Origin of the sequence: Burkholderia sp. HAN2018 (genome assembly GCF_024704855.1) — a bacterium.
In the GTDB taxonomy this organism is placed as follows: Bacteria; Pseudomonadota; Gammaproteobacteria; order Burkholderiales; family Burkholderiaceae; genus Burkholderia; species Burkholderia cepacia.
Genome location: NZ_QOBB01000217.1, coordinates 1 through 11744, shown reverse-complemented (window position 1 = coordinate 11744; position 11744 = coordinate 1). Strand labels below are relative to the sequence as shown.

15 protein-coding genes are annotated in these 11744 nt (G+C 69.2%); 6 read left to right on the top strand and 9 right to left on the bottom strand.

Going from position 1 to position 11744, the window contains the following annotated elements; genetic code table 11:
- The 6 genes from mdcE to madL form a co-directional block, all read right to left on the bottom strand.
- The coding region (gene mdcE, locus DPV74_RS33485; protein WP_119338739.1) for a biotin-independent malonate decarboxylase subunit gamma at nt 1-695 on the bottom strand (695 nt) is incomplete at its 3' end.
- A complete protein-coding gene (locus tag DPV74_RS33480) occupies nt 682-1617 on the bottom strand; it encodes a biotin-independent malonate decarboxylase subunit beta (protein ID WP_119338738.1) in 936 nt (311 codons plus the stop codon). The genes mdcE and DPV74_RS33480, both read right to left, overlap by 14 nt.
- The gene (gene mdcC / locus DPV74_RS33475; RefSeq protein ID WP_027787896.1) at nt 1614-1928 is read right to left on the bottom strand and encodes a malonate decarboxylase acyl carrier protein; all 315 of its coding nucleotides are present in this window, start codon (nt 1926-1928) and stop codon (nt 1614-1616) included. The genes DPV74_RS33480 and mdcC overlap by 4 nt, the downstream gene beginning before the upstream one ends.
- A 10-nt stretch (nt 1929-1938) precedes the next feature.
- Nucleotides 1939-3585, bottom strand: coding sequence for a malonate decarboxylase subunit alpha (gene mdcA, locus DPV74_RS33470; RefSeq protein ID WP_059695565.1), 1647 nt, complete (start codon nt 3583-3585; stop codon nt 1939-1941).
- A 134-nt stretch (nt 3586-3719) separates the two neighbouring features.
- On the bottom strand, nt 3720-4487 hold the full coding sequence (madM, locus tag DPV74_RS33465; protein ID WP_021162695.1) for a malonate transporter subunit MadM: 768 nt from the start codon (nt 4485-4487) through the stop codon (nt 3720-3722).
- Nucleotides 4488-4498: 11 nt separating this feature from the next.
- Nucleotides 4499-4894, bottom strand: coding sequence for a malonate transporter subunit MadL (madL, locus tag DPV74_RS33460; protein ID WP_021162694.1), 396 nt, complete (start codon nt 4892-4894; stop codon nt 4499-4501).
- A gap of 328 nt (nt 4895-5222) precedes the next feature.
- Here madL and DPV74_RS33455 point away from each other — a divergent pair, with 328 nt between their 5' ends.
- Nucleotides 5223-6071 carry a LysR substrate-binding domain-containing protein gene (locus tag DPV74_RS33455; RefSeq protein WP_027787899.1) on the top strand — a complete coding sequence of 283 codons (849 nt, stop codon included), beginning with the start codon at nt 5223-5225 and terminating at the stop codon, nt 6069-6071.
- A 170-nt stretch (nt 6072-6241) separates the two neighbouring features.
- Nucleotides 6242-6520, top strand: a complete 279-nt coding sequence (locus tag DPV74_RS33450; RefSeq protein WP_059695563.1) for a DUF4148 domain-containing protein — start codon at nt 6242-6244, stop codon at nt 6518-6520.
- A gap of 54 nt (nt 6521-6574) precedes the next feature.
- Here DPV74_RS33450 and DPV74_RS33445 read toward each other — a convergent pair whose 3' ends face one another.
- Nucleotides 6575-7492, bottom strand: coding sequence for a 3-hydroxyacyl-CoA dehydrogenase NAD-binding domain-containing protein (locus DPV74_RS33445; RefSeq protein ID WP_027787901.1), 918 nt, complete (start codon nt 7490-7492; stop codon nt 6575-6577).
- Nucleotides 7493-7739: 247 nt separating this feature from the next.
- On the opposite strand from DPV74_RS33445, the gene DPV74_RS33440 reads away from it, so the two are divergent.
- Together DPV74_RS33440 and DPV74_RS33435 are read left to right on the top strand one after the other, a co-directional pair.
- Nucleotides 7740-8180 carry an Hsp20/alpha crystallin family protein gene (locus tag DPV74_RS33440; protein WP_027787902.1) on the top strand — a complete coding sequence of 147 codons (441 nt, stop codon included), beginning with the start codon at nt 7740-7742 and terminating at the stop codon, nt 8178-8180.
- Between the two features lie 16 nt (nt 8181-8196).
- The gene (locus DPV74_RS33435) at nt 8197-8607 is read left to right on the top strand and encodes an Hsp20/alpha crystallin family protein (RefSeq protein ID WP_119338737.1); all 411 of its coding nucleotides are present in this window, start codon (nt 8197-8199) and stop codon (nt 8605-8607) included.
- 94 nt (nt 8608-8701) lie between these two features.
- On the opposite strand, the gene DPV74_RS33430 is transcribed toward DPV74_RS33435, so the two are convergent.
- Together DPV74_RS33430 and DPV74_RS33425 are read right to left on the bottom strand one after the other, a co-directional pair.
- A complete protein-coding gene (locus tag DPV74_RS33430; RefSeq protein ID WP_027787904.1) occupies nt 8702-9037 on the bottom strand; it encodes a zf-TFIIB domain-containing protein in 336 nt (111 codons plus the stop codon).
- Between the two features lie 96 nt (nt 9038-9133).
- Nucleotides 9134-9889 (bottom strand): TerC family protein, encoded by a 756-nt coding sequence (locus DPV74_RS33425; RefSeq protein ID WP_119338736.1) that lies wholly within the window; start codon nt 9887-9889, stop codon nt 9134-9136.
- Between the two features lie 108 nt (nt 9890-9997).
- Between DPV74_RS33425 and DPV74_RS33420 the strand changes: the two genes are divergently transcribed.
- The gene (locus tag DPV74_RS33420; RefSeq protein ID WP_027787906.1) at nt 9998-10891 is read left to right on the top strand and encodes a LysR family transcriptional regulator; all 894 of its coding nucleotides are present in this window, start codon (nt 9998-10000) and stop codon (nt 10889-10891) included.
- A 115-nt stretch (nt 10892-11006) separates the two neighbouring features.
- Nucleotides 11007-11744: DUF2242 domain-containing protein (locus DPV74_RS33415; RefSeq protein ID WP_119338740.1), on the top strand; the 738-nt coding region annotated here is incomplete at its 3' end.

Genomic DNA, 11744 nt, shown 5'->3' with positions numbered 1-11744 from the left:
CGCGCGAGCGCCTCGACGCGACGCGCGACATCGGCAGCCACCGGCCGGCCGCGCGCAGCGCGCCGGTCGACGCGCTCGGCCGGCTTGCCGAGCCATTCACCAACCTGCGCGTCGAGCGCGCGGGCCGGATCAAGCACGGCGTCGACGGCGCCCATCTTCACGAGATTGTCGAGCCCCGGCGCGAACACCGGCGTCGAGCGCGCCATCTCCTTCAGCACGTCGATCGGCAGCTTGGTCACGCGCGACATCGACGGCAGGTCCATCACTTCCGGTTCTGCGCCCGGCACCGCAAGCAGCGTGCGCGTCGCGAGCGCGGTCGCGATGAACGCGCCGGCGGCCGTGTGGCCGTACAGCACGCCGATCGTCCGGTGCCCGGCGAGATCCGCGTGCATCAGGCACTTCGCGAGATGCGACAGCCCCTCGTTCAGGCCGAGCAGTTCGTCGCGCTTGCTCATCCGCTGGCTGTCGCTGTCGACGAGCACGAGGATCGGCGTGTCGCCACCGCGCGCGATCGTGTCGAGCACGCGCGCCGCGAGCGTCAGCGCCTCGTCGATGCCGAACGGCAAGCGGTCGGCGACGCCGATCACGTCGACGCGTGTCCCGGCCAGTTCCGCATGCCCTGTCAGCAGGCCGCCGGTGCGGGCGATCGAATGGCCCTGGGGAAACAAGGCGTTCAGCACTTCATCGAGCGTCATGCGTGCTCTCCTGCAATTGATCCGCGAGCGACGCGAACGTGTCGTCGGGCATGCCCGGAATCGCTTCCGGCTTGTCGGCCCCGAGCGTGCGCCAGACGTCGAGCGCATCGTGGCATGCGCCGAACCGTTCGACACGCGCCTCGAGACGCGCCTGCTCGGCACGCAGCATCGCCGCATCGAATGTCGGCGCGCGCCCGATCAGCTCGAGCGCCGCCGCGCGGAATGCGTCCGGCGTATCGGCCACGTAGCGATCCGCGCCGCCGATCAGCCGCCGGTGCTTGCCGCCCATCGTGCGCCAGATCAGCGCGCGGTCCTTCGAATCGAACTCCTCGACGCCGCGATTGGTTTCGATGACCTCGGGGCCCGACACGCTGATACGGCCCTGCTCCGACACCGCAAGCGCCGAGCAGCATGCGGCGAGCAACCCGCCGCCGCCGTAGCAGCCCGCGCGCCCGCCAATCAGCCCGATCACCGGCACGCCGGCCGCACGCGCTTCGACGAGCGCGCGCATGATCTCGGCAATCGCGAGTTCGCCCGCGTTCGCCTCCTGCAGCCGCACGCCGCCCGTATCGAACAGGATCAGCACCGGCTTGCCGACTTCGCGCGCGGCGCGCAGCAGCCCGGCGAGCTTCGCGCCGTGCACTTCGCCGAACGCCCCGCCCATGAAGCGGCCTTCCTGCGCGGCGACGAACACCGGCTGCCCGTCGAGCCGGCCGTGGCCGACCACCATCCCGTCGTCGAACTGCTGCGGCAGGTCGAACAGCGGCAAGTGCGGGCTCGTCACGCGTTCGGCCGGCCCGAGGAATTCGTCGAAGCTGCCCGCGTCGAGCAGCCCGTCGACGCGCTGCCGCGCCGACGCTTCGTACCAGCTCGCTCCATTCGCGACGAACGCGGGCGCATCGTGGATCGCGTCGTTCATCATGCGTCCCCTTCGATCGCGCGCACGGCCTGCGCGAGCCGCAGCGACACCATGTCGGGCCGCGCGCCGCCGTCGTTGATCGACAGCTTCAGGCCGCCCGGCGTGCGCCGCTCGACGAAATCCGTGACGACGGCCTGCCACACCGCACCGAAACCGACCGCCGCGGTGCGGATGTCGATCTCGCATTCGTTGCCCGGCAGCACGCGCTCGACGAGCACCTCGAGATTGCCGGATGCCACCACGCCGACGAGCGCCGCGGCCTGCTCGCCCTTCGCGCGCTCGCGCGCGGTGAAGCGATAGTTCAACTGTTCCATGCCCTCTTCCTCACCAGTTGCGGAACCGGGCCGGCGGCGCATAGAGCCCGCCCGACCAGTGCACGAGATCCTTGATCGAGCGCGCGGCGAGCCAGCGGCGATCGGCGTCGAGCGGATCGATGCCGAGATCCTCCGGACGGCGGATCACGCCGCGCTCGCGCAGCCGCTCGACCATCTTCCGGTCGCGGCCGCGGCCGATCTCCGTATAACCGGCGACGCCGCGGATCGCGTGCTCGCGTTCGTCCTTGTCGCGGCACATCAGCAGGTTCGCGATCCCCTCCTCGGTGACGATGTGCGTGACGTCGTCGCCGTAGACCATGATCGGCGCGAGGTCGAGCTGCAGCTTGTCGGCGAGCTTCAGCGCGTCGAGTTTCTCGACGAACATCGGCACGTTCTTGTCGCCGAACGTCTCGCCGATCTGCACGACGAGCTTGCGGCCGCGCCTGAGTGCCGCCGGCGTATCGGGGTCGGCTTCCGCGCCGGCCTTCAGCCACGGCTCGCTCGGGTGACGCCGGCCGCGCGCGTCGCTGCCCATGTTCGGCGCGCCGCCGAAACCGGCGATGCGCTCGGCGGTGACCGTCGACGAATGGCCGGACAGGTCGATCTGCAGCGTCGAGCCGATGAACATGTCGCACGCGTAGAGGCCGGCCGTCTGGCAGAACGCGCGGTTCGAGCGCAGCGACCCGTCGGAGCCCGTGAACCATACGTCGGAACGCGCGCGGATGTAGTCGTCCATCCCGACTTCCGAGCCGAAGCAGTGGATCTGCTCGACCCAGCCCGATTCGATCGCGGGGATCAGCGTCGGGTGCGGATTGAGTGCCCAGTGCGAGCAGACCTTGCCCTTCAGCCCGAGCTTCTCGCCGTAGGTCGGCAGCAGCAGCTCGATCGCGGCCGTGTTGAAGCCGATCCCGTGGTTCAGGCGCTTGATGCCGTACGGTTCGTAGATGCCCTTGATCGCGAGCATCGCGGTGAGGATCTGCGTTTCGGTGATCGCGGCCGGGTCGCGCGTGAACAGCGGCTCGACGTAGAACGGCCGGCCCGCCTCGACGACGAAGTGCACGCGGTCGCCGGGAATGTCGACGCGAGGCACCTTGTCGACGATGCGGTCGACCTGCGCGATCACGATGCCGTCCTTGAACGCGGTGGCCTCGACGACGGTCGGCGTGTCTTCGGTGTTCGGGCCCGTGTACAGGTTGCCGTCGGCGTCGGCGCTGACCGCGGCGATCAGCGCGACCTGCGGCGTGAGGTCGATGAAGTAGCGCGCGAACAGCTCGAGATAGGTGTGCACCGCGCCGAGCGCGATCTTGCCGCCGAACAGCAGCTTCGCGATGCGCTGCGACTGCGGGCCCGAATACGCGAAGTCGAGGCGCTTCGCGATGCCGCGCTCGAACACGTCGAGATGCTCGGGCAGCACGACGCCCGACTGCACCATGTGCAGGTCGTGAATCTTCGCACTGTCGACGTCGGCGAGCGCCGTCGCGAGCAGGTCGGCCTGCTTCTGGTTGTCGCCTTCGAGGCACACGCGGTCGCCGGGCCGCAGCACCGCTTCGAGCAACGCGACGGCGTCGCGCGCATCGACCCGCTTGCCCTGCGCGAAACGCGCACCGGCCGCGAGGCGTGCATCGCGCGCCTGCCGCGCGTGATTCCATCCCGTCATGAACAGTTCTCCCGCTTCGATGGTTCAGCGGCATTCTAAGCCTGGCGCCGCCGCCGATTGATGATGTTGACGAATGCGACTCAGAGGACGCCGCGATGGATGCGGCCCGCACGCTTGGGCCGCATCGCAGCGCGCTACGCGCCGACCAGCGCGCGCGTCGTGAAGAACAGCACCGACGGCCCGAGCAGGCAGCCGACGCCCGTATGGAACGTCGCGACCAATGCGCCGTACGGGACGAGCCGGCGGTCGGTCGCGGCGAGCCCCGCGCTCACGCCGCTGACGGTGCCGGCCAGGCCACCGAAGATCATCGCGGAACGCGGCGTCTTCAGGCCCATGAAGTTGGCCGCGACCGGCGTGCCGACCATCACGATGATCGCCTTCACGAGCCCCGTCGCGATGCTGAGCGCGATCACGTCGGAACTCGCGCCGATCGCCGCGCCCGTCACGGGGCCGACGATGTAGGTGACGGCGCCCGCGCCGATGGTCGTCATGCTGACCGCATCGGTGTAGCCGAACGCGCGCGCGATGCACGCGCCGACGATGAACGGCAGCACGGTGCCGAGCAGCAGCGACACGACGCCGACGAGCCCGGCCTTGCGTGCCTCGGTCGGCTGCACTTCGAACGCGGTCGCGACGATCGCGAAATCGCGCAGCATCGCGCCGCCCATCAGGCCGATGCCGGCGAACAGCTTGACGTCGGCCAGCCCTTTCTCGCCGCCGGTGAATGCGCCGCCGACGTAGGCGAGCACGAGGCCGATCACGATCGCGATCGCGGAGCCGTGTACACGGCCGAACGTGAGCTTGCGCGACGCGATCGACGACAGCCACATGATCAGGCCGACCAGCGCGAACGACGCGACGAGCCCGTTGTGGGCGACGACTTTTTCGAGCATCTGCAGCATGGCGGCCTCCTTCACTGTTCTTCGAATTGCGGCACGGCCGCGAAGGCCGTGTCGTCGCGCCCGGTGCGCACGAGTACCGCGATGCAGCATGCGCAGATCGCGACCGCGCCGACGGCGGCCAGCAACGCGACGGGGCCGCCCTTGAGCGCGGCGACGACGTTCTGGTTCGCGGCCATCGCGACGACGACGGGGATGTACATCGCGCCCCAGAACCCGACGCCGGCCTCGGTTTCCTTCGGCAGCCAGCCGCGCCGGTGCAGCCACAGGCGCAGGCAGATCAGCAGCAGCATCGCGATGCCGACGCCGCCGACATTGGTCTTCACGCCGATCGCGCTGCCGAGCAGGTCGCCGAGGAACAGGCCGGCCAGGTGGCAGAACGCCAGCAGCGCGGTTCCGTAGATGATCATGAGTCGTCTCCAGTCTCTTCGTGACGGGCGCCGGACGCATGCAGGAACCGGCCCCGCACGCCGATCCCGTGCGCGGATTCGTCTCCTGCGGCGGTGCGCCGCGGCCCGGCGGCCCGTCGTGCGGGCGCGTTCTCGGGCGGTCGATGGGATGATGCGGTTTCGGGCCGGATGCCGGATGCCGTAGACTGACCGATGCAGCCGCCGGCACGACGCGGGCTACGCATCCGGTGCGCGCCGTGACGGGCACGCACCGAGGCGTGATCCGATACTAGCGCCGCAATATCCGGCCATTTATGAAGTTGTCGAAACCGATTCAGTGGATTTAGCAATGCGCCCGTTACCGCCCGAGCTGCTGCGCAGCTTCGTCGCCGTCGCCCAGTCCGGCAGCTTCACCGCCGCGTCCGAGCGCGTGAGCCTGTCGCAGTCGACCGTCAGCCAGCATATCCGCCGCCTCGAGGAGCTGCTCGACCGGCCGCTGTTCGAACGCGACACGCGCAACGTGCACCTGTCGCAGCACGGCGACGCGCTGTTCCGCTACGCGGTGCGCATCCTCGAACTGATGGACGAAGCCGTCACGTCGGTGTGCGGGCCGCCGCTGTCGGGCAAGGTGCGGCTCGCGATGTCGGAGGATTTCGCGTCGGCGCACCTGACGGCCGCGCTCGCGAGCTTCGTGCAGCGCAATCCGGAAGTCGAGCTCGCGATCTCGACCGGGCTGTCGGGCGACCTGTTCGACGCGCTCGACGAAGGGCGGCACGATCTCGTGTTCGCGAAGCGCATCGCGGGCAGCCGGCGCGGCCGCGTGATCCGCAGCGAGCCGCTGTACTGGTGCACGGGCCCCGATTCGCGAATCACCGGCCACGAGGCCGTGCTGCCGCTCGCGATGCATCCGGAGCCGAGCGTGTCGCGCCGCCGCGTGCTCGAATCGCTCGAAGCCGTCGGGCGCCCGTACCGGATCGCGGTAGTCAGCAGCAGCGTCGCGGTGTTGCGCGCCGCCGCGAGCGCGGGGCTCGGCGTCAGCGCGTTCGCGGGCTACGTGATCCCGGCCGGGCTCGCGCGGCTCGACGCGGGGCTGCCCGAGCTCGGCGAACTCGAGTACGTGATCGACCGGCCGGCGGCCGCGTCGCGATCGACGCTCGCGCTCGAAGCCACACTGATCACGGCGGCATCGGAGTTGTAACCGCACCGGGTGCAACGCACGCATGCGCGGCCGGCCGCGCCCGCAACTGACAGTTCTGCCCGGAACGCGTCATCGTCCGCGCAGCACCCGCTCACGACAATGGGCCCCATCGGAACGCACGGCAGCCGCCGCGCGCATCCGGTGTCCCGTCCCCTTGATCGGAGCACGCCATGAATGTCTTGCGATTCGCCGTCGCGACCGCCGCCGCCGCCCTGCTGTCCCCCGCCTTTGCCCAGACCGATGCCGCCGCGCCCGAACAGGGCCTGACACGCGCGGAAGTCATCGCCCAGCTCAAGCAGGCCTATCTCGACGGTGAACTGCCGACGAACGACGGCAACTACCCGCCGAGCGCCGCGACGCGCGCGCGCAACCGCGAACTCGTGCAGGCCGCGAGCCCGTCGTGGCTTGCCCAGACGCCGCGGGCACCGCAAACCGCCGCGCAGCAGTAGCGGAGTGCGGCCCGACCGATCGCGGCCCGACCGAAACGCTCCGCCCAGGCGCGATCACGGCAGGAAGCTGCGGCGCCGCGCGTCGATCAGCTCGACGAGCAGGCGGTCGCGTTCGGCCGCCAGTTCCTGCATCGAGCGCCCGCCCTGGATCGCGCGCAATTCGTCGTTCAGCTTGCGATCGACGTCCGGGTTGAACGACGGTGTGCCGAGGTCGTCCCACCAGCTCGTGATCGGCCCCGACAGGTGTTCGAGGAAGTGCGCGATTCCGCCCGCGCCGCCGCCGAGGTGATAGGTCAGGCACTGCCCCATCAGCCCCCAGCGCAGGCCGGGCCCCCATGCGACGGCCTTGTCCGCATCGGCAACGCTCACGACGCCTTCGCCGACGAGGTGATACACCTCGCGGAACAGCGCCGCCGCGAGCCGGTTCGCGACGTGGCCGGTCATCTCCTTGTTGAGGACGATCGTCTGCTTGCCGAGCGCATCGTAGAACGCCTTCACGCGCGCGATCACGTCCTGGCCGGTGGCCTCGCCGCCGACCAGCTCGACGAGCGGAATCAGGTGCGGCGGATTGAACGGATGCGCAATCAGGCAACGTTCCGGATGCTTTTCGCATGCGGTCTGGATGTCCGACATTTTCAGGCCCGACGAACTCGACGCGATCGGCACGTGCGCGGGCAGCACGTCGTCCATCTGCCGGTACAGCGCACGCTTCAGGTCGAGCCGCTCCGGGCCGTTCTCCTGCACGAAGTCGACGCCGTCGAGCGCACGCACGAGATCGGCATCGAACGACAGCCGCGCGGAAAGCTCGGCGGCCCGCTCGCCGAGAAACGCGGCCAGTGCGTCGCGCAGCCGTGCGTCGGCTTGCGGCGCCGGATCGGTCGCGACGACGTCGAAGCCCTGCGTCAGATAGAAAGCGGCCCAGCTGGCGCCGATCACGCCGGCGCCGACGATCGCGATGCGTCGAATGTCCATGGTTGTCCCGTGTCGTTGGTCTGCAGATAGATCGCGGCGATTGTCGCATCGAACCGCACGGGCCTGCATTGATGCAGATTGTGGATCCCCTCTTGAAATGCGCTGCGGCGGCCACTAATTACGCGTCGTCGGGCAGCGCACCACACCACGCACTGCCCCCGTTTCGACCCAGTGGAGCCCCCGCGTCGCGCCCGCCGCAGGCGTCGCGCCGTCGCGTCTCCCGCGTTCCCTGTTCAGGAGGACTCACATGAGCGGTATCCATTTCGGCAGCGACCTGTTCGACGAATTCGCCCGCGTGCAGCGGCAGGTGGCGAGCCTGCTCGGCGATCGTCCGTCCGGCATTCGCGCGGTGCGGCCCGGCGCCTTTCCCGCACTCAACGTCGGCGCCACCGACGGCGCGATCGAGATCGTCGCGTTCGCGCCCGGCATGGCCGCGGCCGACTTCGACGTGTCGATCGACAAGGACCTGCTGACGATCAGCGGCGAGCGCAAGCCGGCGCCAGGCGGAGAAGGCGACGACCTGCGCACCTATGCGCAGGAGCGCTTTCACGGTGCGTTCCGCCGCGTCGTCGAGCTGCCGCGTGACGCGGATCCCGACCAGGTCAGCGCCCGCTATGAAAACGGCTGCCTGCTGATTCGCGTCGGCCGGCGCGAGGCATCGAAGCCGCGCGCGATCACCGTTCAATAATTCTCAGGATACCGACATGACTGCGAACCCGACCCTGGCCGAACGCCAATCGAGCACCGTCCACCCCGCTGCCGCCGAAGCGGCGCGCCGGCCCGCGATCACGCCGGCCGTCGACATCGTCGAGAATCACCTCGGCGTCACGCTGCGGGCCGACCTGCCTGGCGTGCCGCGCGAGAACCTCGACGTGAAGGTGCACGACAACACGCTGACGATCGAGGCCGACACGCACCTCGATACGCCGGCCGACCTCCGCGTGCGGCATGCCGAAATCCACGCGACGCGCTATGCGCGCAGCTTCGTGCTGAGCCCCGACCTCGACACGTCGAGGATCGACGCGAACCTGCGCGACGGCGTGCTGACGCTGACGATTCCGCGCCGCGAGGAAACGCGTCCGCGCCGCATCGACGTGACGGCCGGCAACGCGTAAGCATCGGTGCGTGCCGTCGTCCCGCACGCGTGAAAAAGCCCCGCCGGGTACGCGCCCGGCGGGGCTTTTCAATGGCATGGCGACATCGGCGGAGTCAGTCGAAGTCGAACAGGTCGAACACCGATTTCCGGCGACGCTGGCCGTCATGCTTGTAACGATCGCCGTGCGAGCGGCCATCGTGCCTGTCCCGGTCGTCGTGCGCGCGGCCGTCGCGCCCCCACCCGCCGTCATGGCCGCGCGGCGCTTGCGCATCGTGCCGCACGGGCGTCTCGTCGCGACGCACCGGCGCGTCGCCGGCCTCGCGCGCGATCAGCTTGTCGAGTTCGCCGCGATCGAGCCATACGCCGCGGCAGGTCGGACAGTAGTCGATTTCGATCGACTGGCGCTCGGCCATCAGCAGGTCGGGCGTCTTGCAGACAGGGCATTTCATCGCGCTTCTCCTTTCCGTGCGAATTTCGTCTGGATGCCGTATGAGACGCGCGAGCCGGTTGCCGCCTGAGCGGCAGCCGGCGTCGCGCGCGGCCGCTCAGCGGCCTTCCGTCCGTGCCGCGCGCTTCGCCTTCGCGCGCCGCGCCAGCATGTTCATGCCCTCGACGAACGCCGAGAACGCCATCGCCGCGTAGATGTAACCCTTCGGCACATGCGAGCCGAAACCTTCGGCGATCAGCGTCATGCCGATCACCACCAGGAACGACAGCGCGAGCATCACGATGGTCGGATTGCGGTCGATGAAGCGTGCGAGCGGCTGCGCGGCGAACAGCATCACGGAGACGGCAACGATCACCGCGACGAACATGATCGGCACGTGTTCGGTCATGCCGATCGCGGTCACGATGCTGTCGATCGAAAACACGATGTCGAGCATCACGATCTGGCCGATCGCGGCCCACATCGTCAGGCCTGCGGCGCCGCTGGCACCGCCCGCGCCGTCACCATCGTGCGACACGTGGTGATGGATCTCGGTGGTCGCCTTCCACACGAGGAACAGGCCGCCCGACAGCAGGATCATGTCGCGCCACGAGAACGCATGGTCGAACAGCGTGAACACCGGTTCGGTGAGGCTTGCGATCCACGCGACGCTGCCGAGCAGCGCGAGGCGCATCACCAGCGCGAGCGCGATGCCGAGGCGCTGCGTGCGGGCGCGCTGCGCTTCGGGCAGCTTGTTGCTGAGGATCGAGATGAAGATCAGGTTGTCGATGCCGAGCACGACTTCCATCACGACGAGCGTCAGAAGCGCCGCCCAGACGGCAGGGTCGGCGGCAAGCGTCAGCAGGTAGTCCATGAAATGGGCCGATTCGAAAGTGGAAAGCCCGATGATATGCCGCCCAGAACTTCGTAAAAATCAGAGAGAATCTGATTTTTGGTTCGGTTTTTCCGAAATTACGATCCGATGCTCAATTTCCGACATCTGTACTACTTCTGGGTCGTCGTGAAGGAAGGCGGCTTTGCGCGCGCGGCCGGGCGGCTCGACATGGCCGTGCAGACCATCAGCGCGCAGGTGCGCGAGCTCGAGAAAGCGCTCGGGCACCAGTTGCTGCGCCCGGCCGGGCGCAGCGTCGCGATGACCGACGCCGGCCAGGCCGCGTTTGCGCGCGCGGAGGCGATCTTCGAGATGGGACGGCTGATCCCCGACGAAGTGCGCGCGGCGGCCAGCCAGCCGACCGTGCGGCTCGCGGTCGGCCTCGCGGACGGCATCTCCAAGCTCGCCGCGCACGCGATCCTGGCACCCGTGCTGGATACCCCTACGCTGCGGCTGCTGTGCCACGAGGGCGAGCACGATGCGCTGCTCGCGGAACTCGCGCTGCATCATCTCGATCTCGTGCTGGCCGGCCAGGGCGCGCCGTCCGGTTCGAACCTGCGCGTGACGAGCGAGCGGCTCGTCGCGTCGCCGGTCGACTGGTACGGCCCCGCGGCACTCGTCACGCCGGCCGCGCGGGAGCACTTTCCGCAGTGCCTCGCCGAGTTGCCCGTGCTGCTGCCGACCGCGCACTCGGCGCTGCGCGCGCGCCTCGACCTGTGGCTGGAAGGTGAGCGGATCGTGCCCCGCGTGGCCGGGGAATTCGAGGACAGCGCGCTGATGGCCGTGTTCGCGGCGCGCGGCCTCGGCGTGTTTCCGCTGAGCGAACTCGGCGCGAACGATGCGTCGCTGCTGCGCGGGTTGCGGCGGCTCGGGCGCGCGGGCGACGTGACCGAGGAGATCCACGCGATCCGCTCGCGGCGCGGCGAACACCATCCGCTGACGTCGCAATTGCTGGACGCGGCGCGCGGCGCACCGGCCGACTGAAGCGAGTGCGACATCAAACGAAACTATAATGGCGCCCCGGCCTTACGAGATTGCCGCGCGCTTCATCCAGGCACCGCCGTTGCGCGGCCTCTCGCCAAGCCTTCTGAAAGACGCCATGCACAACCGATTTCGCCTGTTTTCCGTTTCGTGCGCGCTCGCGGCCGCGACCGTGCTGGCGGCGTGCTCGTCGCCGCCCAAGCCGATCTACCAGCAGGAACAGTTCGACGCGACGAGCAGCCCGTATGCGCATACGTTCCATTCGAAATCCGACGCGGCCTGCGAGGCCGCGCGGCGCGCGCTGCTGAGCCAGGGTTATGTGGTGTCGTCGTCGCGCAACGATGCGGTCGACGGCAGCAAGAATTTCCAGCCGAACAACGACATGCACGTCGTGATCGAGTTTCACGTCGTGTGCGCGGACGCGAACGCGGACGGCTCGTCGAGCATCGCGTACGTCAACGCGGTGCAGGATCGTTACACGCTGAAGAAGTCGAATACGTCGGCCAGCGTCGGGCTCAGCGTGTTCGGCTCGCTGTCGCTGCCGATCGGGTCGAGCGACGACGCGCTCGTCAAGACCGCCAGCGAGACGATTCCCGCCGGCGTGTTCTATGAGCGCTTCTTCAATCTCGTCGAGCATTTCCTGAAGATCGACCCGGCCCGCCGCGACCGCGCGACCGTCAAGGCCGCCGAGAAGGAACCCGTCACACCGCTGCCCGAACCCGCGCCGACGCCGCAGGGCGAGCCGATGAAGATGACGACCCCGGCCGTGCCGACGCCGCCCGCGGCGCCGGTGCCACTTTCGCTGCCGGCCGTCACGCCCGAATCGGGCGCGCACGCGGTGCCGGCCGCGGCGTCG